Origin of the sequence: Saccharopolyspora pogona, assembly GCF_014697215.1 — a bacterium.
GTDB lineage: Bacteria > Actinomycetota > Actinomycetes > Mycobacteriales > Pseudonocardiaceae > Saccharopolyspora > Saccharopolyspora hattusasensis.
The window spans coordinates 1,800,563-1,819,389 of record NZ_CP031142.1; the positions used below are offsets into that span (position 1 = coordinate 1,800,563).

Consider the following 18,827-nt stretch of genomic DNA (forward strand, 5'->3'; position numbering starts at 1 on the left):
GTCAATCAAAAAGACACCCGGAATTGGGTAACGAAAACCGGCCGGGCGGCGACTGGATTCACCACGCCATCGCCGCTTCGAGGTTCGCGGGCTCGTTCCCGACTGCGGGAGCAAGCCCGACTGCGCGCTTCCTCAGGCGATGCGCTCGGCCGCTGGGCCGATCGGCTCGATCACCTGGTCAGGGGCGCCCGGCTGCAGCCGCTGCGCCCACTTGGTCATCGCTGCCGCCACCACCAGCAGTACAACCGACTCGACCGCCAGGGCCACCCACACCGTTGTCACTTCTTGCCTCCCTTCTGCAAACCTCCCCGTCTTCCGCATGCGCGCGCTAGGAATTGCCGACAAAGGGCAGGACGAACGGAAGAAGGTTTGGGGAACCATCGCTTACGCAACCAATCGTAGGGCGTTGTTTCGGTGGGATTAAAGGCACCCCACGGGTGTCTTGCGTCGCACCCTCTTGGTCTATTCGAACAACTCGGCAGCAGTGGCGCAGACCACTTTCCGCGCGGGAAGTTTCCGGGGCGGCGGCTGTTCTGCTGGACGTGGAGCGCATCGATGTCGTGGTGATCGGGGCCGGTCAGGCAGGGCTGACGGGCTCCTACCACCTGCAGCGAACCGGCATCGACCACGTGGTGCTCGACCACGGCGACGGGCCGGGCGGCGCGTGGCGGCGCCGCTGGCCGTCGCTGCGCCAACCGCGCCGGTCGAGCGGCGGCCCGCGAAATCGGCTCGCCGCTGCGGACAAGATCAAGAAAACCTTGATCGGGCCTGCCCAGGGACCTAATGCTCTGTGACCGTTGCGTCACAGGCAGCAAGCTGCCGGATGGCGGCTCAACCGCGCCAGCGGCGCCATCTCCAGGAGAGGGGGAGGTGGCGCCGCTTCATGCGCCGCTAGTGCTTCCGGCCGACCCCGCCGGGGCCGGTCCAGGGCTTGCCGCCGGGCGGCATCTCCGGGGAGTCCGGCCGCCATTCCGTCAGGTCCACCAGGCCGGGTTCGAGCATCTCCAGGTCGCCGAACATCGCCGCGATTTGCGCCTTCGGCCGCATGTGGAAGCCGCCGATGCGCTCGCTGTACATCTCTGCCGCTTCCCGGGTGGATTCCTGGACGTCGTCGCTGCACGCGTGCGAGATCGCCAGGTAGCTGCCGCGGGGCAGCCGGTCGACGTAGCTCGACACGATACTGACCGGGTCGTCGGCGTCCGGCACGAAGTGCAGGACCGCGAAGAACAGCACCGCGATCGGCTCTCCGAAGTCCAGCATCGACCGGACCTCCGGGTCGTCGAGCACTTGGTCGACGACCCGGAAGTCGGCGCGGATGGCGACCGTCCGGTCGTTGCCACACAGGATGGACCGGCTGTGCGAGACCGCGACCAGATCGCTGTCGACGTAGACGACCCGGCAGTCCGGGGCCATCTGCTGGGCGATCTCGTGCACGTTGCCCACCGTCGGGATTCCCGAGCCCAGGTCCAGGAACTGCCGGACGCCCAGGCCGGCCAGGTGGCGGACCACCCGGCGCAGGAACGACCGGTTGGCCCGCAACACCGAGGGCAGCGACGGCATCATCTCCGCCGCCTTCTCCGCCAGGTCCCGGTCGACCTGGAAGTTGTGCGAACCACCCAGGTGCACGTCGTAAACACGCGCCGAGCTGGGTTTCGCCACGTCGACCCCCTGCGCCCACCACGACCGCGTGTTCACGACGCACCTCCGATGTCGGTCACTCCCACCACCACATCGGATTAGAAAGCGGTCCGCAATCCCCTGGTCGACTACCGATCGTCGACCAACGACAGGGCGCCCGACGGGCAGACGTGCACCGCCTCCCGCACCGCGGCCACCGCGCTGTCGTCGCCGTCGTCGACCTCGGTCGCCAGCAGCACCACCCGGCCGTCCTCGTCGTTCTGGTCGAACAACGCCGGTTCGGTCAGTACGCACTGGCCCGCGCCCACGCAGCGGTCCAGATCCGCCTCGATCCGCATGATCGCTCCTCTCACCAGGTCACGGGCATTTCGTAGATACCGTAGATGTTCGCGTCGGACTTGAACGGTAGGTCGTCGACGTCGACGGCCAGCCGCAGCCCTGGCAGTCTCCGGAACAACGTGTCGAAAACGATCTGCAGCTCCAGCCGCGCCAGGTTCTGCCCCAGGCACTGGTGCGGGCCGAAGCCGAACGCAACGTGCCCACGGGCGTTGCGGTTGATGTCCAGTTCGTCGGGCCGGTCGAACACCTCGGGGTCGTGGTTGGCCGAGCTGCCCAGCGCGACAACACCCTCCCCCGCCCGGATCAGCACGCCGCCGATCTCGACGTCCTCCACCGCGGTGCGCGAGGTCGCCGCCTCGATGATGGTGAAGTAGCGCAGCAGCTCCTCGACGGCGGGCAGCGTCTTGGCCGGGTCGGCGACGATCTCCGCCAGCTGGTCCGGGTTCTCCAGCAGCGCCAGGACGCCCAGCGAGATCATGCTCGCGCTCGTGTCGTGCCCGGCGACCAGCAACAGGAACGCCATCAGCACGAGCGCGTCGTGGTCGGCCTCGCCGACTTCGCGCTGCTTGCGGATCTGCCTGCCGATCAGGTCGTCGGTGGGCTCGTGCTCCTTCGCGGTCACCAACCCGTCCAGGTAGGCCTGGATTTCCTCGACCGCGGCGCCGCGGCTCTCGGCGGAGGTCGTCCTCCGCAGGATCCGGCTGCTTCGCTCCTGGAAGAAGTCGTGGTCGGCGTAGGGCACGCCCAGCAGCTCGCAGATCACCAGCGACGGCACCGGCAGCGACAGCGCCCGCACCAGGTCCACCGGGCGGGGCGCGGCGAGCATCTCGTCGATGCAGTCGTCGACGATCTGCTGGATGCGCGGTCGGATCGCCTCGATCCGCCGCACGGTGAACTCGCCGAGCACGGCGCGTCGGGCCGCGGCGTGCTCGGGCCCGTCCAACCCGATCATCGACGGGGCCATGGTGTCGGCGATGGCCCGCTGGCCGGGCGAGAGCTGCGGGTATCCGGGATGGCGCAAGTCGGAACTCATCCGCGGATCGCCGAGCACCTGGCGGAAGTGCTCGTGCCGGGTGACCAGCCAGGCGGTTCCGCCACCCGCCATCGGGACCTTGGTGACCGGCGCTTTGGCGCGCAGTTCGGCGTATTCCGGTTCGGGTGCGAACGGGCAGGTGCGAACTTTCGGGTAGGCCGCCGGGTCAACAGCTTGTTCGGACATCGTGGCTCCCTGATCACCGAACGAACAAGTGGATTGATCTCTTCCGTCTTATAGCGAACCGGAAGGTTCCCGTCCATAACTTTCGGTGGAACATGCGACAACCCGCCCAACCCAATGCACAGCACGCGAGCAAGGACCATGACGACCGACGCCACGCCACGGCTGCGGCCGATGCCCGCCGCAACCGGGACCGGATCATCGCGGCGGCGCGGACCCGGAAGTCGACCAGTCCTGCAAAGAACTGCTGCAAATCCTGGACGGGCTTGTACGCGGCGCGCGCAGGCAAACGGCTCGCTGCGCCCGGACGTCAGCAGGAGCGACCCGGGTGTGATCCTGTCCCTCGTGCTGCAGGGCGTGCACTGCGCCCCCGGCGACATCCGCCACGAAGCCCCGGCCCGCTACCTGACGCTGATGCTCGACGGCCTGCAGGCCCGGCCCGGCACACCGCTGCCTGGCCGCCCGGTGACCGCGGCCGACATCGCGATGGTGCGGGGCGTGCCCGGGTGAGCCGAGGTCAGCTCGCCAGGTCGTCGGCCTGGAACATGCCGAAGATGTTGCCCTCGGTGTCCCGGCAGTAGGCCACCCAGCCCATGCCGGTCAGGGCGGTCTTGGGCATCGCCACCCGGCCGCCGGCGGTTTCCACGATCGACAGCATGGCTTCGACGTCGGCCACTTCCACGGTCGTCGCGAACGCCGCGATCGGCGTTTCGTCGGAGGGCTCGGGGCCCTTGCGGGGCAGCAAGCCGCCGTCGATGCCTGGGCCCTCACCGGTCAAGATCAACCAGTACTGCTCGTCGCCCCACTGCTGGAACCGCCAGCCGAACACGGTCGAGTAGAACGTGCGGGCGCTGTCCACGTCTCCCGCGTGGATCTCGAAGTGCACGGGACGCAGCATGGCGGCCTCCTCGACGCCGGTCGTCGTCTGCGAACCTAAGGCCTGCCCGCCGCACCCGCACTGACGATCAGAGACCGGGAGGCGGTCACTTGCGGGCGGGCACCAGCAACCGCAGCGCGTGGTAGCCCAGCAGCGTCACAACGGTGCCCAACGCGATGCCGCTGAGGCTGAACTGCGGGGTGATCTTCAGCGACACCCCGCCGATGCCGGCGACCAGCCCGGCGGCCAGCGGCATCAGGTTGACCGGGTCGCCGAAGTCGACGCGGTTCTCCGTCCAGATCTTCGCGCCCAGCAGGCCGATCATGCCGTAGAGCACGACGGTGATGCCGCCGAGCACACCACCTGGGGTCGCCGCGATCACTGCGCCGAACTTGGGGCACAACCCGAAGAGGATCGCCACGATCGCGGCCACCCAGTAGGCCGCCGTGGAGTACACCCGGGTGGCGGCCATGACACCGATGTTCTCGGCGTAGGTGGTCGTGGGCGGGCCGCCGACAGCGCTGGAGAGGGTGCTGGCGAGGCCGTCGGCGAAGATCGCGCGCCCGAGGCTGCCGTCCAGCTTGGCGCCGGTCATCTCCTCCACGGCCTTGACGTGCCCGGTGTTCTCCGCGATCAGCGCGATCACCACAGGCAGCACGACGATGATCGCCGCCGCGTCGAACGACGGCGCGTGCAACGTCGGCAGGCCGAACCAGCTGGCGTCCGCGACGCCGCTGAGGTCGAGCCGGAAGTGCGTGCTGACCACTCCGCTGGCGTTCGGCGCGGTGATCGGTCCGAAGCCCAGGTCGAAAAGCCACGACAGGGCGTAGCCGACGACCAGCCCGATCAGCACCGCGATGCGGGACCAGAATCCGCGCAGCAGCACGCTGCAGCCGAGCACGACGATCATGGTGATCAAGGCGATCCACTGGTCCTGCGGCCAGTACGACTCGGCGACCACCGGGGCGAGGTTGAAGCCGATCAGCATCACCACCGCGCCCGAGACCGCGGGCGGCAGCAACCGGTGCACCACCTGCGGGCCGACGAAGTGGATGATCACCCCGACCACGGACAGCACCAGGCCGAGCACCAGGATCGCACCGGTGACCGTCGAGCTGTCCCCACCACCAGCCCGGATCACCGTCACCACGCCCACGAAGGACGCGCTGCTGCCCAGGTAGCTGGGGATCTTGCCCTGCACGATCAGCAGGAAGAGGATGGTCGCCACGCCCGAGACCATGATCGCGAGGTTCGGGTCCAGTCCCATCAGCACCGGGAAGACGAAGGTGGCGCCGAACATGGCCACCACGTGCTGCGCGCCGAGCCCGACGGTGCGCCCCCAGGACAGCCGTTCATCCGGGGCCACCGCCTCGCCGGGGCGCGGCGTGGAGCCGTCCCCGTGCAGCTTCCAGCCGATCCCCAGCTTCGCGCCGAGTCCCTGCCGCATGGCGCCCCTCCCCGTTCCACCCCGCCGATCGGGGCTGCCACTTCGGGCGGAACTCTACAAAGCCGTGGCCGTGTGACCGCCGCCGCAGGGGTCGTGGGGTGTCAGGACATGGCCGGGATGACGCTCTCGCCGTAGGCGTCCACTGTGGAGTCCAGGGCGTCGTGCATGGCGTAGATCGCGAACTGGTCCACGCCCGCGTCGCGGAGTTCCCGCAGCTTGTCCACGTGTGCCTGGGCAGGGCCGAGCAGGCAGAAGCGGTCCACGATCTCGTCCGGCACGAACTCGGTGCTGGGGTTGTCGGCACGGCCGTGGTGCGAGTAGTCGTAGCCGTCCCGGCCCTTGATGTAGTCGGTGAGCGCGGCGGGCACCGCCCCGGTGGTGTCGCCGTAGCGGGCGACCAGGTCGGCGACGTGGTTGCCGACCATCCCGCCGAACCAGCGGCATTGCTCGCGGCCGTGGTCGAGGTCGTCGCCGACGTAGGCCGGGGCCGCCACGCAGACGGTGATCGACGCCGGGTCGCGGCCCGCATCACGGGCGGCCTGCCGGACGTGGTCGACCATCCACCGCGTCAGGTACGGGTCGGCGAGCTGCAGGATGAAGCCGTCAGCATGCCGACCGGCGAGCTCCAGGGCCTTCGGCCCGTAGGCACCCATCCAGATCGGCAGCCGACCATCGCGCACCCACGGCAGGCGCACCCGGGTGCCGTGCAGCTGCACTTCCCGGCCCTCGGCGAGTTCCTTGATCACGTGCATGGCGTGTTCGAGCGTCGCGAGAGTGGTCGGCTTGCCCCCGGTGACACGCACCGCGGAGTCGCCCCTGCCGATGCCGCACACCGTGCGCGGCCCGAACATGTCGTTGAGCGTGGCGAAGGTCGAGGCGGTGACCGTCCAGTCGCGGGTGGCCGGGTTGGTGACCATCGGGCCGACGGTCAGCTGCTCGGTGGCGGCCAGGATCTGGCTGTGGATGACGAACGGTTCCTGCCACAGCACACAGGAATCGAACGTCCAGCCGTGGCTGAAGCCGAGTCGCTCGGCCCGGCGCATCCGGTCCACCACCGACCAGGCCGGCGGATCGGTCTGCAGAACAAGCCCGAAGTCCATGCTGTAACCCCCAAGCTGGTCAGATCAGGTACTGGCAGGTGTCGCGCGGTAGGAACCGGCCGCGCCCGGCCCGGCCGGTGTAGGTGCGGGTGTCGACGACGACCTCGCCGCGGGACAGCACGGTGCGGACCTGTCCGGTGATCCGCTTGCCCTCGTAGGCGTTGTAGTCGACGTTCATGTGGTGCGTCTCGGCCGAGAGCACCTGCTCGGCGCGCGGGTCGTAGATCACGATGTCCGCGTCGCCGCCGGGCGCGATGGTGCCCTTGCGCGGGTGCAGGCCGAACATCCGGGCCGGGGTGGTGCAGGCCAGCTCGATCCACCGGCGGCGGCTGATGCGCCCCTCCACCACGGCCTGGTGCAGCAGGTCGATCCGGTTCTCCACGCCCGGGATGCCGTTGGGGATCTTCGAGAAGTCGCCGCGGCCGAGTTCCTTCTGGTCCTTGAAGCAGAACGGGCAGTGGTCGGTCGACACCACGGAGAGGTCGTTGGTGCGCAGCGCCTGCCAGAGGTCCGCCTGGTGTTCGCCCCGCCGCAGCGGTGTCGAGCAGACGTACTTCGCGCCTTCGAACTCCGGCCGCGCCAGGTCGTCGGTGGTGAGGAACAGGTACTGCGGGCAGGTTTCGCCGAAGACGTTGAGCCCGTTGTCGCGGGCCCGGGTGATCTCCGCGACGGCCTCGGCGGCGGAGACGTGCACGACGTACAACGGCGCACCGGCGACTCTGGACAGCTGGATCGCCCGGTGCGTCGCTTCGGCCTCCAGCAGCGGGTGCCGGACCTGCCCGTGGAACTTCGGGTCAGTGCGCCCGGCTGCCAGCGCCTGCTGCACCAGCACGTCGATGGCGATGCCGTTCTCGGCGTGCATCATCGTCAGCGCGCCGTTGTCGGCGGCCTGCTGCATGGCGCGCAGGATCCGCCCGTCGTCGCTGTAGAACACGCCGGGATAGGCCATGAACATCTTGAAGCTGGTGATCCCCTCGGCGACCAGCACGTCCATCTCCTTCAGCGCCTCGTCGCCGACGTCGGAGAGGATCATGTGGAAGCCGTAGTCGATCGCGCACTGCCCATCGGCCTTGGCGTGCCAAGCATCCAGGCCCTCGCGCAGGGAGCCGCCGACCGGCTGGATCGCGAAGTCGACGATCGTGGTGGTACCGCCCCACGCAGCGGCCCGGGTCCCGGTCTCGAACGTGTCCGAGGCGAACGTCCCGCCGAAGGGCATCTGCATGTGCGTGTGCCCGTCCACGCCGCCCGGGATGACGTAGTGCCCGGACGCGTCGATCACAGTGTCCGCAGTGGACACCCACTGCTCGGCGACGGCGGGCGCTGCGATCGCGGCGACCTGTTCGCCGCCGACGAGCACGTCCGCTCGGGTCTCTTCAGTCGCGGTGATCACCAGGCCACCGCGGATGATCGTCCGGCTCATCGCCGCCCCGCCTCCTCCAGCGCCGCCAGCAGGATCCGGCCGCCCTCGCGCGCCTCGGCCTCGGTGAGGCTCAGCGGCGGGGCGATGCGCAGCACGTTGCCGTCCAGTCCGCCCTTGCCGATGAGCACGCCACGCCGCCGGGCCGATTCGAGCACCTCGGCGGCGATCTCCGGCGCGGACGTTCCGTCGGCGTGCGCCAGCTCGACGCCGATCATCAGGCCTTTGCCCCGCACGTCGACGACCGCAGGGACCCGGCCGAGCGCTGCGTCTAGCTTCTCGCGCAGGACCGCACCAACGCGCGCGGCGTTGCTCTGCAGGTCGTTGGCGAGGAGGTGCTCGAGGTTGGCCAGCGCCCCGGCGGCGGTGATCGGGCTGCCGCCGAAGGTGGAGATCGAGTTCGTCCGGACGCTGTTCATGATCTCGGCGCGGGCGATGACGCCACCGACCGAAAGGCCGTTGCCGATGCCCTTGGCGAAGGTGACGATGTCCGGCGACCCGTTGGCGTCGTGCGCCTGCCAGCCCCAGAAGTGCTCGCCGGTCCTCCCCCACCCGGTCTGCACTTCGTCGCTGATCCACAGGATGCCGTGCCGGTCGAGGACCTCCTTGAACCGCGCGAACAATCCGTCCGGCGGGGTGGCGAACCCGCCGACGCCCTGGATGGGTTCGGCGATCAGGCAGGCGACGTTGCCGTGCAACTGCCCGAGCACGTCCTCCAGATCGGACACGCACGCGGCGGTGAACTCCTCGTCCGGCAGGTCGGCGAGCGGGGTGCCGCGCCGGCGGCTGCCGTGCACGTACGCCGTCTGCACCGGGGACAGGCTCGTCGGCGACCAGCCGCGGTTGCCGGTCACCGCCAGCGCCGAGAACGACCTGCCGTGGTAGCTGTTGCGCAGCGCCAGCACCTGGTTCGAGGCGCGGTAGCCGGTGGCCAGCAGCAGCGCGGTGTCGTTGGCCTCGGTGCCGCTGGTCGTGAAGAACACCCGCGGATCCTCGATGCCGGACAGCTCCGCGACCCGCTCCGCGAGCTCGATCATCGGGCGGTTGAGGTACAGCGTCGAGGTGTGCAGGATCCGGCCGGCCTGCGCGCTGACCGCCGCGGTCACCTCGGGCAGCGCGTGCGCCGTCATCGTGGTGAGGATGCCGCCGAAGAAGTCCAGGTACCGGTTGCCCTCGACGTCCCAGACGTGCCGACCCTCGCCGCGCTCTATGTCGATCGGCTCCTCGTAGTACAGCGCGAGCCAGTCCGGCAGCACCGCGCGATGCCGCTTGGTCAGCTCGGAGTGCGTGCTCGTCATCGTCGCTCCCCTCACGGCTCGGTCAGCAGGCTGTAGGCGTCGGGGCGCCGGTCGCGGTAGAACGCCCACTTCTGGCGGACCTCGTCGATCAGGTCGAAGTCGAGGTCGCGCACCACAAGTTCCTCGTCGGCGCCGCTGGCGGGCTCGCCGACGAACTGCCCGTACGGGTCGACGAAGTAGCTGGTGCCGTAGAAGTCGTTGTCGCCGTACTCCTCGACGCCGACCCGGTTGATCGCCGCGATGAAGTACTCGTTGGCGACCGCGGCGGCCGGCTGTTCGAGCTTCCACAGGTAGGAGGAGAGGCCGCGGCTGGTCGCCGACGGGTTGTAGACCAGCTGCGCGCCGGCCAGCCCGAGCGCCCGCCAGCCCTCCGGGAAATGCCGGTCGTAGCAGATGTAGACGCCGACCCGGCCGACCGCGGTGTTGAAGACCGGCCAGCCGAGGTTGCCGGGACGGAAGTAGTACTTCTCCCAGAACCCGGGCAGGTGCGGCAGGTGGTGCTTGCGGTACTTGCCGAGGTAGCTGCCGTCGGCGTCGATCACGGCGGCGGTGTTGTAGTAGAAGCCGGGGCCGTCGATCTCGTAGACCGGCACGACGACGACCATGCCGAGTTCCCGCGCCAGCGCGCACATCCGCTGCGTGGTCGGGCCGTCCGGCACCGGCTCCGCCCAGCGGTAGTGCTCCGCCTCCTGCACCTGGCAGAAGTACGGGGCGTTGAAGACCTCCTGGAAGCCGATGATCCCGGCGCCCTGTTCGGCAGCGGCGCGGGCGTGCTTCTCGTGCTGGTCGACCATCGAGGCGGTGTCGCCGGTCCACTTCGCCTGGACCAGCGCCGCACGAACGATGTTGGGCATGGTTGCGCTGCACCCCTTCGGTCCGTGATGCCCTCTAAGACGACGTCCGGAGGGCGACCATGACGAGCCGGTCGGCCCGCTCACTGAAGGTATGACCAGCGGCCACCACGCGCAATGATCAAGCGGTTACCCAGAGTTCCCGTTCGAGCGCGACGCGATCGGGACACGCGGTGCGGCGAGCGAAGATGCCAGAAAGGCACCGGCACCCCGCCACCTGAATTCCTTCGAACAGGCGAAGCGCCGGTGTGTCGTGCTCACCGCGCCTAGGCCCGCCTAGGCGCGGTGAGCACTGCACCGCTGTCACGATTGCTTGGCGAGCGCGTCCAGGTTGTCCAGGACTTCGGAATAGATGCGCTTGAGGCCGCCCGGGGCGAAAGTCCGCTCGAAGAATCCGCCGATTCCCGTCGCGCCTTCCCACGTGGTCTCGATCCGCACGAGGCAGCCGTCGTTCTCCTCGCGCACCGTCCACGTGGTCACCATGCTGGAGTTCGCGTCGGTCTCGACGAGCTTGCCGGATTCCAGCTCGCTTACGACGGCCTTGACGTCGCGCACGCGCTTGGAGGTCGCCTGGAGCTTCCAGGTCGCGATCGTTCCCGCACCCGTGCCGCCTTCGACGACCGCGTAGTCCCGGTAATGCTCGGTCAGGATCTTCGGCCTGCTTTGCGCGTAGTCGGCGATAATCGTCCGCACCTGCTCCGCGGATGCGCCGGTCCGGCGCTCCGCGCTGGCCGTGACCTTGCCCATGCCATTCCTCCAAGTAGCCGACGGCAGACTGCACCACCTATCTCACCAGCACGACGCACCACGTGCGTCACCGCGTCCGTGTCGGGCGCAGCCGAGATCAGCACGACGGCAAGCAGGAACGCAGGCAACACAGAAAGAAGATCCATCGCCCACCCTCAGCGCAGCGACTCGACGAACCGAGACCACCGATCGGCTGGGAAGGCCAGCACGGCCCCGCCGAGGTCCTTTGAGTCCCGCACCCCGACCGCAGGCCCAGCGAACGCAACCTCGACACAGTTGGCAGCTGCGGTGCTGTAGCTGCTCTTCTGCCACCCGGCGTCAAGGAACGCGACCTCGACACAGTTGGCGTTCGCCCCACTCCGGCTGCTCTTGCGCCAGTCGGCATTGGTCAACTCCAGCGCAGGCATCCACGCTCCTCGTGTGGTCAGTGTTCAGCGGTGATATTGCTGATCAGATCGCCCGTTGCGCCCGATGCAAGGGCCGCATGGAGGATATTCCTCAACGCTAGGCGGTAGGAAGCCAAGTCCTGATCTTCCTCCAGAAACAGCTCGGTGTAGTGATTGCCCACGTAGACAATGTCAGGCTCCTCATCGAACTCAAGCACCAAGAAGGGGCCGTGCAGACCGACATAGGCACCTGCCGACACAGGGACCACGAGAAGGTTGACATTGCTCGCATCTGCAACGTTCAACAGGTGCTGCAACTGCCGCTTCATGACACCAGACCCACCGATAGGCCTACGCAGAACGGTTTCGTCCATCACAGCAAGGAATTGCGGCGCTCGGCTCCTGCTGAGAACGATCTGACGCGCCATTCGCGCCGCGACGAGCTGGTCGAGCTCGTCCTCGGTCAACGTGGCGTCGATGCCTTGGATGATCGCCCTGCAATACTCGGGCGTCTGTAGCAGTCCTGGGACGAACGTCGTCTCGAAGGCCTGGAGGCGGCTTGCCTTGGCTTCGAACTCCATGAGGTTCTTCCAGTTCTGCGGCAAGCCTGTTTGCCGTTCCCACCAGCCCTTCTGGTCGGCACTCTTGGCCAACTCGACCAACGTGTGCCGTTCCGCAGCCGGGACGTGGTAGAGCCCGAGCAGTGCCGCCACGTCCTCGATCTGCAGGCCGCTGACGCCGGTCTCGATGCGGCTGATCTTGCTACCGGACACCCCCAGCTTGGCACCTGCTTCAGTGCAGCTGAGCCCCGCTTTCTCCCGATATCGCCGCAATTCGTTTGCTATCTGACGAGAACGTACTGACGTATGGCGGTTTCCCGGCATGGCAACCTCCTGCGAAGCGTTGTTTTGATCAGGATCTCGAAGCCAGCGGACCGTCCACAATGACCTGATCGGATGATTGCTTGCAGGCATTGCATCATGCGAGCTTCACTGCATCAGGCCCACGACCAGGGCAAACATGAGATCAATTCGGGAGAGGGTATGAGCGGCGAGCTCGCACGGAAGCGGACCGAACTAGAACTGCGGATCACGTCCGAGACCGCCACGGAAAAGTCCTGGCACATTCCGGCGCAGGCCGGCAAGGGGCCGGTCACCGTCGCACTGCGGATTCCCGAAGTGCGCGTCACCGATTCGGCCGGGCGGCACATCCTGATCGGCCCAGAACAGGCCGACGTGCTCGGTTCGAAGCTGAGCAGCATCAGCGACTGGCTACAAGACGGCGACCGAGACTGGATCGAGCCCGACGCGTAGGACCGAGGCGAACGGCCCGTTGACTCCGGTAGGAGCCTGTTGCAAAATTACGCCCACCACGGACCGTGATCGATCGATCACGGCTGAGATGGCCACTGGCGGACAAACGGCGGCGATCGAGACTGATTTGGTACTTCGGTTCAGCCGTTTTCGCCGAAAACGCAACAGGCTCGTAGACGAGACAAACGGGCCGTTCGCTCAGCTGCCGAGGCCGATGCCGGGACTGTCGAGGAGGGTTACGCCGCCCGCCACCAAGAGGTCCGCCCGGTCATTGCCGGGCAGCGGTCCCAGCGACGTCGGCCGGTCGGCGCGATCCGTCCAGTACACGGCTATTTCGGTGTCGGCCAACGCCGGGTCGCGCTGGTTCATCCGCCGCTATCCGCTATTCCCACCACGGCCGGTAGTCGACGCCGTGCCTCGCCGCCCGGTTCACGTCCCGGCGCAGCTCCCTGGTCTCGCGCGCGACACCCGGCGCGAAACCGTGTTTGATGGCGCGGTGTTCGGCCGTCTCGCCCAGGTAGCAGACCGAGTAGAACAGTCCGACCAGCAAGCCCAGCAGGATCGAGACCAGCCTGATCCACAGCGGACCGGGCAGCAGCACCAGGAGGCAGAACGGCGCCAGCTGGGTGAGGGCGCGGGCGAGGTGCCGCAGCACCCAGGTCGGGCAGGTGACGTCGTGCAACACCCACTCGGCGCACCGGTCGGGAAGCCTGCCACCGAAGGCGTACCAGACCCATTGCGCTGGATTGGGCCGGTTCTTCGCCATTTCTCCAGGCTAGTCTTCGCGGGTTTTGGCCGGAGCCGTCCGTTCGGCCGGTCCTGGACAACGGCGCAATCCTATGGGCGGCGCGCCTCGGCGCCCGCACCCGTCCCCTCCACCGCGTGCGTCCCGCGACACATCTGCCGGATAGCCAGTAACGAACGGCGCCCTTGATCGATGTTCTGGGCAGAAGGGGTGAGTAACATGTTCGTCGTCGTTGTGGCCTTGCTGTTCGTGCTGATCTTGGGTGTTGTCATGTTCACCGATGTGCTGGACGGCAAGGAGTCGTCGGGCCACGGCCTGAAGGATGCGGTGGCGCAGTTGCGGCGGGAGATCCGCCTGATCGGCCACCGCTGATCGTCCAGAATGGACTCCGGCCTCGCCTGCGGCGGGGCCGTTCTGGTCCGCCGGGCGGCCGCACCCCCGCCCACCGGTGATGATCTTGTAATCCCCGTCGGACCGGGGGGCTGGCGACCCGGACCCGCAGTGTCGTAGGGTTCGACCGGCCGCATTCACTCGTTCGAGTGAACGGCGGCGTCGCGAGCAGACCATACGGCCGACAGGTGGGGTGACAGCAATGGGTAAGTCGTCGTTGCCGCGAGCCCGCACTCGGGGCCGCCACCGGCGGGTGGAACCCAAGACGTGGCAGCACGCCACTCCCCCGCGGGTGATCGGCTACGCGGTCGCGGTGTTCCTCACCGTGATCGCGGTCAGCAGCGCCTACCACCGCACCGACGCGCCGCAGGCAGCCCCGGAACCGGCTCCGCAGGTGGCCGCCGCCCAGTCCGGGGCGAAGTTCCTCGTGCCGCAGATCACTCCCACCGTCCCGGACTTGACCGCCCCGACGCCGGAGCCGCGGCTGGTCGCCAGCGAGACCCCCGGGCCTGGGCCGGCCACCACCGGCACCGCGCCGACGACCACCAAGCGACCCGCGCAGACCGAGACACCGGAAACCACGAAGGCGCCGAAGCCGACTTCCCGGACCTCGACCCCCGCGGAGTCCTCGCAGCCGGAGCCGACCCAGTCCTCCGAGCCGACCCAGACCACGCAGCCGTCGGAGCAGCCGAGCGAGTCGGCCCCGCCTTCGCAGTCCGAGCCGGAGCCGACCCCGCCGAGCAGCTCCAAGCCGACGCGCCCGGGCCTGCTGCCGGAGCTGGGTAGCGTCATCGACGGCATCACGGGTCTGAACCGCTAGCCTTCGCGACCCCGGCACCCCGGTGGGACAGTTGATCCAGGGGGTGCCGACATGGACATAGTCGCGATCACCGGCGGAACCGGACACCTCGGGCGCGAGCTGGTGCGCCTGCTCAAGACCACGCACCGGGTGCGGGTCCTGACTCGCCGCCCCGGCACCGACCCCGAAGTGGAGTGGGTGCGGGGCGACCTCACCACCGGAGAAGGTGTCGCCGAGGCGGTGGCCGCCGCGCACACCGTGGTGCACGCGGCGACGTATTCCCCGGCCGCGCAGCGGGGTTTCATGCACCCGGTCGACTTCTGGCGCAGCCCGCCCGACGTGGACGTCGACGGCACCAGCCGGTTGCTCGAAGCTGCCACCGCGGCCCGGGTCCGGCACTTCCTGTACGTCTCGATCGTCGGCGTGGACCGGCCGGCCATGCCGTACCTGCGGCTGAAGCACACCGCAGAAGAGCTGGTCAGCGTCGCTGACGTGCCGTGGTCGATCGTGCGCGCGACCCAGTTCCACTGGCTGCTGGACCGGATGTTCAACCGGGCTTCCCGGCTGCCGGTGCTGCCGCTGCCGGGCGCGCTGCCCACGCAGCCTGTCGACGCCAGCGACTTCGCCGATTACCTCGTCGAATGCATCCGCGACGGTGCCGGGCAGCGGCGCGAGGACTTCGGTGGCCCGGAGGTGCTCACCCTCCGTGATGCGCTGCGGACCTGGCAGCGCGCCCGCGGCAGCGACCGCCGGGTGCTGGGGTTCCCGGCGCCGCATCGGCTGCGCCGCATCGCCACCGACATGACCTGCCCGGGCGGTCGCCGCGGCAAGATCACCTGGGCGGAGTGGTTGCACTCGCATCCTGCCGAGTGACCGCCGTCCACCCCGAGGCGGGCGCCGACCGCTCTCCTACGATCTAGGCGTACGGAGTACGGAGGCGGGTGCGATGGCGACCGAGTACAGCGGCGGCGGTGATCCGGCGCGCAGCCTGGCGCTGCTGTGGCGGACCCACGACGGGCCGGGCAGCGGCCGAAAGGGACGTACCGACCTCGGCGTGGACCGCATCGTGCGGGCCGGGATCGAGATCGCCGACGCCGACGGGCTCGCCGCGCTTTCCATGCGCCGGGTCGCCGACCACCTCGGCGTCGGCACCATGTCGCTGTACACGTACGTGCCGGGCAAGGCAGAGCTGATCGACGTCATGCTCGACACGGTCTACGGCGAGACCGCCCGCCCCGAACCCGAATCGGACTGGCGCGGCAGGGTGGCGCAGATCGCCCGGGAGAACTGGGCGCTGTACCACCAGCATCCGTGGATGCTGCAGGTCGCGGCCGGGCGCGCGGTGGTGGGGCCGAACGCGATCGCCAAGTACGACTACGAGCTGGGCGCGGTCGCGGAGCTGGGGCTCGCCGAGGTCGAGATGGACTCCGTGCTGAGCCTGGTGCTGGGGCACACCGAGGCCGCCGCCCGCCGCTCGGTGGAGATGGCGCAGGTCGAGCGACGCAGCGGGATGACCGACGAGCAATGGTGGCGTGCGCACGCCCCGCTGCTCGGCCGGCTCCTCGACCCGCAGCGCTACCCGACCGCCGCCCGCGTCGGCGCCGCCGCGGGCGAGGCCCACGGCTCGGCGCACAACCCGGAGCACGCCTTCGAGTTCGGCCTGCAGCGGATCCTCGACGGCATCGAGACCTTCGTCGCGAGCCGCCGGTAGTCCAGGTCAGACACCCCATGATTTTGTTTGTCAAGCGGCGGCTTGCTGGTCTCGGTTGTGGTGTGCCCAGGCGGTGTGTTCGTCGTAGGTGCTCCGGGTCTTGAGGCAGCCGTGCAGGATGCCGACGAGTCGGTTGGACAGCTGGCGTAAGGCGGCGTGGTGGTTCATGCCGCGGCCGCGGAGCTCGTCGTAGTAGGCGCGGGCGCCGGGTGAGGCGCGGAGGGCGCAGAAGGCCTGCTGGTGCAGGGCGTCGACGAGCCGGTCGTTGTGGACGAAGCGGGCCAGCACGGTCTTCTTCTTACCGGACTGGCGGGTGATCGGGCTGGTGCCGGCGTAGTTCTTCCGGTTCTTCGCGCTCGCGTAGCGGTCGGCGTCGTCGCCGAACTCGCCGAGGGCCCGGGCCCCGAGGATCTGTCCCATGCCGGGCTGGGACAGGTAGATCTCAGCGTCCCGGGCTCGGCCAAAACACGCCTGCACCTGCTCTTGCACGGCGGCGATCTCGGTGTTGAAGGCAGTGATCACGCTAACCAGGGACCGCACCGTCACCGCGTAGGCGGCGGCCACGGCCGGCGGCTGGGTCAGGTGTTCAGTGTGCAGCGCGGTCTGGATCGCGGTGGTCTTCTCGTCCACGTTGCGGCGCCGGGCCCGCTTGAGCGCGCCCGTGATCTGCGCGCGTGACACCCTGGCCGCCTGGTCCGGGTCCGGTGCCCGGCCAAGGAGTTCCAGTGCATCCGGGGCGAGGAGATCGTCGAAGGCTTCCAGCGCGGCGGGGAAGAACTCGCGCAGCGCGGTGCGTAGCCGCAGCATGTGCCGGTGCCGGTCCCAGATCAGCGTCTGGTGCGCCCGCGCCACCACCTTCACGGCCTGGGCCTGCTCGGTGTCACCGGCGACCGCGCGTAACTGATGACGGTCGGTGCGCACCATGTCGGCCAGGGCGTGCGCGTCCCCGGCGTCGCTTTTGGCGCCCGAGGTGCCGTGCCGCTCCCGATAGCGCGCCACCTGCCGCGGGTTGATCGCATACACCGTGTACCCGGCCGCGATCAGCGCCTGGACCCATGGACCTCGATCAGTCTCAATCCCGATCACGACCTGGTCAGGCTCGGCGCCCTCGGGCAGATGCTCACCGATCAGCGCGTGCAGCCGGGCAACCCCGGTCACGCCCTCCGGCAGCCGAGCCCGACCCAGCCGCCGACCCGTCTCATCCTGCACCTCGACATCGTGGTGATCTTCAGCCCAGTCATCTCCGACGAACAACACATACCCTCCACACGGTCAGCATCGTGTCCTGAGCAGCGCGGAAGAGGAACACCGGCGGCCTAATGGTCCAGTGCTCACGCCAGCCTTCGGCGGGCACGTCACCCCATCAGTGGTCACGTCCTCCCCACGACCAGCGGGGGCACGGTCTGACCTTAGGCATCGAATGCCTGGCGACGAGAGTGCTCACTCACTGGCCGCTACCGGACCCGAGTCTGCCCGGTGGCCGACCCGGTAGCTCCCATTAGGCGATCTTCACCAGCATCTTGCCGGTGTTCTCGCCGCGCATGAGGCCGAGGAAAGCGTCCGGGGCGTTGCGCAGGCCCTCGACGACCGTCTCCCGGTAGTTGATCTTGCCATCGCGCAGCCAGCCCCCGACCTCCGCGAAGAACTGGTCCTTGAGGTGCGCGCGGTCGCCGACGATGAAGCCCTGCAGCTTCAGCCGCTTGGAGACCAGCATGACCAAATTGTTCGGGCCGGGCTTCGGCTCCGCGTTGTTGTACTGCGAGATCATGCCGCACTCGGCGACCCGGCCGAAGTCATTGAGCGAGCCGATCGCGGCCTCCAGGTGCTCGCCGCCGACGTTATCGAAGTAGACGTCGATGCCGTCGGGCGCGGCGGCCTTGAGCTGCTCGGCGACCGGGCCGTCGTGGTAGTTGAACGCGGCGTCGAAGCCGACCTCGTCCAGCAGGTAGCGGACCTTCTCCGCGGATCCGGCGCTGCCGATGACCCGGGACGCGCCGCGAAGCTTGGCGATCTGGCCGGCCAGCGAACCCACCGCTCCGGCCGCACCGGAGACGAACACGACGTCGCCTTCCTTCTGCTCGGCGACGTCGACGAGCCCGACGTACGCGGTCATGCCGGGCATGCCGAGCACGTAGAGGTAGGCGCTCGGCGGAGCCGCCTGCGGGTCGACCTTGACGGCGCGCTTGGCGTCGAACGCCGCGTAGTCGCGCCAGCCGAAGTTGTGCAGCACGAGGTCACCGGGCTGGAAACCCTCGGCGTTCGAGGCGACGACCTCGCCGACCGCGCCGCCCTGCAGCGCCTTGCCAACCTCGAAGGGCGGGACGTAGGACTTGCCCGCGTTCATCCGGCCACGCATGTACGGGTCGACGCTCATCCACAGGTTGCGGACCAGCAGCTCGCCGTCGCCGGGCTGCGGTGCATCGACCTCGACGATGTCGAAGTTCTCCGGCGTCGGCCAGCCCTTGGGGCGGGACGCGAGGCGGATTTCCAGGCCCTTGTTCATCTGCAACTCCTTCACGGATGCGGTCGGGACCGACACTACAGAAAATGTCA

The 18,827-nt window shown here is 68.7% G+C and carries 24 protein-coding genes; 7 read left to right on the forward strand and 17 right to left on the reverse strand.

The features are described from left to right. Nucleotides 1–132: 132 nt before the first annotated feature. A complete protein-coding gene (locus DL519_RS08015) occupies nt 133–282 on the reverse strand; it encodes a hypothetical protein (protein WP_190824601.1) in 150 nt (49 codons plus the stop codon). A 260-nt stretch (nt 283–542) separates the two neighbouring features. Between DL519_RS08015 and DL519_RS49760 the strand changes: the two genes are divergently transcribed. After that, nucleotides 543–794, forward strand: a complete 252-nt coding sequence (locus DL519_RS49760) for an FAD-dependent oxidoreductase (RefSeq protein WP_397544935.1) — start codon at nt 543–545, stop codon at nt 792–794. Nucleotides 795–891: 97 nt separating this feature from the next. Here DL519_RS49760 and DL519_RS08025 read toward each other — a convergent pair whose 3' ends face one another. The 3 genes from DL519_RS08025 to DL519_RS08035 all read right to left on the reverse strand — a co-directional run bounded on the left by DL519_RS08025 (nt 892) and on the right by DL519_RS08035 (nt 3,196). Then, nucleotides 892–1,695 carry an SAM-dependent methyltransferase gene (locus tag DL519_RS08025; RefSeq protein WP_190813615.1) on the reverse strand — a complete coding sequence of 268 codons (804 nt, stop codon included), beginning with the start codon at nt 1,693–1,695 and terminating at the stop codon, nt 892–894. A gap of 71 nt (nt 1,696–1,766) precedes the next feature. Beyond that, a complete protein-coding gene (locus tag DL519_RS08030; RefSeq protein ID WP_010693052.1) occupies nt 1,767–1,976 on the reverse strand; it encodes a ferredoxin in 210 nt (69 codons plus the stop codon). An 11-nt stretch (nt 1,977–1,987) separates the two neighbouring features. Next, nucleotides 1,988–3,196, reverse strand: coding sequence for a cytochrome P450 (locus DL519_RS08035; protein WP_190813618.1), 1,209 nt, complete (start codon nt 3,194–3,196; stop codon nt 1,988–1,990). A gap of 327 nt (nt 3,197–3,523) precedes the next feature. On the opposite strand from DL519_RS08035, the gene DL519_RS08040 reads away from it, so the two are divergent. After that, entirely contained in the window at nt 3,524–3,703 is a 180-nt protein-coding gene (locus tag DL519_RS08040; RefSeq protein WP_190813620.1) for a hypothetical protein, read from the forward strand. A 7-nt stretch (nt 3,704–3,710) separates the two neighbouring features. Here the strand turns inward: DL519_RS08040 and DL519_RS08045 are convergent, their stop codons facing one another. The 9 genes from DL519_RS08045 to DL519_RS08085 form a co-directional block, all read right to left on the reverse strand. Further along, nucleotides 3,711–4,091: a VOC family protein gene (locus tag DL519_RS08045; RefSeq protein WP_190813622.1), complete on the reverse strand. Its 381-nt coding sequence runs from the start codon at nt 4,089–4,091 to the stop codon at nt 3,711–3,713. A gap of 85 nt (nt 4,092–4,176) precedes the next feature. Next, the gene (locus DL519_RS08050) at nt 4,177–5,517 is read right to left on the reverse strand and encodes a uracil-xanthine permease family protein (protein ID WP_190813624.1); all 1,341 of its coding nucleotides are present in this window, start codon (nt 5,515–5,517) and stop codon (nt 4,177–4,179) included. A gap of 101 nt (nt 5,518–5,618) precedes the next feature. Further along, complete coding sequence (locus DL519_RS08055) at nt 5,619–6,617, reverse strand: TIGR03842 family LLM class F420-dependent oxidoreductase (protein ID WP_190813626.1); 999 nt, start codon at nt 6,615–6,617, stop codon at nt 5,619–5,621. A 19-nt stretch (nt 6,618–6,636) separates the two neighbouring features. Next, on the reverse strand, nt 6,637–8,037 hold the full coding sequence (gene hydA, locus DL519_RS08060) for a dihydropyrimidinase (protein WP_190813628.1): 1,401 nt from the start codon (nt 8,035–8,037) through the stop codon (nt 6,637–6,639). Next, nucleotides 8,034–9,332, reverse strand: a complete 1,299-nt coding sequence (locus DL519_RS08065) for an aspartate aminotransferase family protein (RefSeq protein WP_190813629.1) — start codon at nt 9,330–9,332, stop codon at nt 8,034–8,036. The genes hydA and DL519_RS08065 overlap by 4 nt, the downstream gene beginning before the upstream one ends. 11 nt (nt 9,333–9,343) lie before the next feature. Next, nucleotides 9,344–10,186 (reverse strand): nitrilase-related carbon-nitrogen hydrolase, encoded by an 843-nt coding sequence (locus DL519_RS08070; RefSeq protein ID WP_190813631.1) that lies wholly within the window; start codon nt 10,184–10,186, stop codon nt 9,344–9,346. A gap of 300 nt (nt 10,187–10,486) precedes the next feature. After that, nucleotides 10,487–10,930, reverse strand: coding sequence for an SRPBCC family protein (locus tag DL519_RS08075; RefSeq protein WP_190813633.1), 444 nt, complete (start codon nt 10,928–10,930; stop codon nt 10,487–10,489). A 155-nt stretch (nt 10,931–11,085) separates the two neighbouring features. Continuing rightward, nucleotides 11,086–11,337: a DUF397 domain-containing protein gene (locus tag DL519_RS08080; protein ID WP_190813635.1), complete on the reverse strand. Its 252-nt coding sequence runs from the start codon at nt 11,335–11,337 to the stop codon at nt 11,086–11,088. Nucleotides 11,338–11,354: 17 nt separating this feature from the next. Beyond that, nucleotides 11,355–12,200 (reverse strand): helix-turn-helix domain-containing protein, encoded by an 846-nt coding sequence (locus DL519_RS08085; RefSeq protein ID WP_190813637.1) that lies wholly within the window; start codon nt 12,198–12,200, stop codon nt 11,355–11,357. A 159-nt stretch (nt 12,201–12,359) separates the two neighbouring features. On the opposite strand from DL519_RS08085, the gene DL519_RS08090 reads away from it, so the two are divergent. Then, a complete protein-coding gene (locus DL519_RS08090; RefSeq protein WP_190813639.1) occupies nt 12,360–12,629 on the forward strand; it encodes a hypothetical protein in 270 nt (89 codons plus the stop codon). Between the two features lie 198 nt (nt 12,630–12,827). Here DL519_RS08090 and DL519_RS08095 read toward each other — a convergent pair whose 3' ends face one another. Next, nucleotides 12,828–12,998: a hypothetical protein gene (locus DL519_RS08095; RefSeq protein ID WP_190813641.1), complete on the reverse strand. Its 171-nt coding sequence runs from the start codon at nt 12,996–12,998 to the stop codon at nt 12,828–12,830. 13 nt (nt 12,999–13,011) lie between these two features. Then, nucleotides 13,012–13,395 carry a DUF5313 family protein gene (locus tag DL519_RS08100; protein WP_190813643.1) on the reverse strand — a complete coding sequence of 128 codons (384 nt, stop codon included), beginning with the start codon at nt 13,393–13,395 and terminating at the stop codon, nt 13,012–13,014. Between the two features lie 198 nt (nt 13,396–13,593). Between DL519_RS08100 and DL519_RS08105 the strand changes: the two genes are divergently transcribed. The 4 genes from DL519_RS08105 (at nt 13,594) to DL519_RS08120 (ending at nt 16,274) form a co-directional block, all read left to right on the forward strand. Beyond that, complete coding sequence (locus DL519_RS08105) at nt 13,594–13,746, forward strand: hypothetical protein (RefSeq protein WP_168584138.1); 153 nt, start codon at nt 13,594–13,596, stop codon at nt 13,744–13,746. A 220-nt stretch (nt 13,747–13,966) separates the two neighbouring features. After that, complete coding sequence (locus DL519_RS08110; protein WP_190813645.1) at nt 13,967–14,584, forward strand: hypothetical protein; 618 nt, start codon at nt 13,967–13,969, stop codon at nt 14,582–14,584. Nucleotides 14,585–14,635: 51 nt separating this feature from the next. Then, nucleotides 14,636–15,436, forward strand: a complete 801-nt coding sequence (locus tag DL519_RS08115) for an SDR family oxidoreductase (protein ID WP_190813646.1) — start codon at nt 14,636–14,638, stop codon at nt 15,434–15,436. 73 nt (nt 15,437–15,509) lie between these two features. Beyond that, nucleotides 15,510–16,274 (forward strand): TetR/AcrR family transcriptional regulator, encoded by a 765-nt coding sequence (locus DL519_RS08120; protein ID WP_190813647.1) that lies wholly within the window; start codon nt 15,510–15,512, stop codon nt 16,272–16,274. 30 nt (nt 16,275–16,304) lie between these two features. Here DL519_RS08120 and DL519_RS08125 read toward each other — a convergent pair whose 3' ends face one another. Further along, a complete protein-coding gene (locus DL519_RS08125; RefSeq protein WP_190812993.1) occupies nt 16,305–17,531 on the reverse strand; it encodes an IS110 family RNA-guided transposase in 1,227 nt (408 codons plus the stop codon). A 241-nt stretch (nt 17,532–17,772) separates the two neighbouring features. Next, entirely contained in the window at nt 17,773–18,777 is a 1,005-nt protein-coding gene (locus DL519_RS08130; RefSeq protein WP_190813649.1) for an NADP-dependent oxidoreductase, read from the reverse strand. Between the last annotated feature and the right edge of the window lie 50 nt (nt 18,778–18,827).

What these genes read in the sequence shown, in the direction of transcription:
- DL519_RS08030 (WP_010693052.1), bottom strand. Translation starts at nt 1,976, where the DNA reads ATGCGGATCGAGGCGGATCTGGACCGCTGCGTGGGCGCGGGCCAGTGC.
- DL519_RS08035 (WP_190813618.1), bottom strand. Translation starts at nt 3,196, where the DNA reads ATGTCCGAACAAGCTGTTGACCCGGCGGCCTACCCGAAAGTTCGCACC.
- DL519_RS08045 (WP_190813622.1), bottom strand. Translation starts at nt 4,091, where the DNA reads ATGCTGCGTCCCGTGCACTTCGAGATCCACGCGGGAGACGTGGACAGC.
- DL519_RS08050 (WP_190813624.1), bottom strand. Translation starts at nt 5,517, where the DNA reads ATGCGGCAGGGACTCGGCGCGAAGCTGGGGATCGGCTGGAAGCTGCAC.
- DL519_RS08055 (WP_190813626.1), bottom strand. Translation starts at nt 6,617, where the DNA reads ATGGACTTCGGGCTTGTTCTGCAGACCGATCCGCCGGCCTGGTCGGTG.
- hydA (WP_190813628.1), bottom strand. Translation starts at nt 8,037, where the DNA reads ATGAGCCGGACGATCATCCGCGGTGGCCTGGTGATCACCGCGACTGAA.
- DL519_RS08065 (WP_190813629.1), bottom strand. Translation starts at nt 9,332, where the DNA reads ATGACGAGCACGCACTCCGAGCTGACCAAGCGGCATCGCGCGGTGCTG.
- DL519_RS08070 (WP_190813631.1), bottom strand. Translation starts at nt 10,186, where the DNA reads ATGCCCAACATCGTTCGTGCGGCGCTGGTCCAGGCGAAGTGGACCGGC.
- DL519_RS08075 (WP_190813633.1), bottom strand. Translation starts at nt 10,930, where the DNA reads ATGGGCAAGGTCACGGCCAGCGCGGAGCGCCGGACCGGCGCATCCGCG.
- DL519_RS08080 (WP_190813635.1), bottom strand. Translation starts at nt 11,337, where the DNA reads ATGCCTGCGCTGGAGTTGACCAATGCCGACTGGCGCAAGAGCAGCCGG.
- DL519_RS08085 (WP_190813637.1), bottom strand. Translation starts at nt 12,200, where the DNA reads ATGCCGGGAAACCGCCATACGTCAGTACGTTCTCGTCAGATAGCAAAC.
- DL519_RS08090 (WP_190813639.1), top strand. Translation starts at nt 12,360, where the DNA reads ATGAGCGGCGAGCTCGCACGGAAGCGGACCGAACTAGAACTGCGGATC.
- DL519_RS08095 (WP_190813641.1), bottom strand. Translation starts at nt 12,998, where the DNA reads ATGAACCAGCGCGACCCGGCGTTGGCCGACACCGAAATAGCCGTGTAC.
- DL519_RS08100 (WP_190813643.1), bottom strand. Translation starts at nt 13,395, where the DNA reads ATGGCGAAGAACCGGCCCAATCCAGCGCAATGGGTCTGGTACGCCTTC.
- DL519_RS08105 (WP_168584138.1), top strand. Translation starts at nt 13,594, where the DNA reads ATGTTCGTCGTCGTTGTGGCCTTGCTGTTCGTGCTGATCTTGGGTGTT.
- DL519_RS08110 (WP_190813645.1), top strand. Translation starts at nt 13,967, where the DNA reads ATGGGTAAGTCGTCGTTGCCGCGAGCCCGCACTCGGGGCCGCCACCGG.
- DL519_RS08115 (WP_190813646.1), top strand. Translation starts at nt 14,636, where the DNA reads ATGGACATAGTCGCGATCACCGGCGGAACCGGACACCTCGGGCGCGAG.
- DL519_RS08120 (WP_190813647.1), top strand. Translation starts at nt 15,510, where the DNA reads ATGGCGACCGAGTACAGCGGCGGCGGTGATCCGGCGCGCAGCCTGGCG.
- DL519_RS08130 (WP_190813649.1), bottom strand. Translation starts at nt 18,777, where the DNA reads ATGAACAAGGGCCTGGAAATCCGCCTCGCGTCCCGCCCCAAGGGCTGG.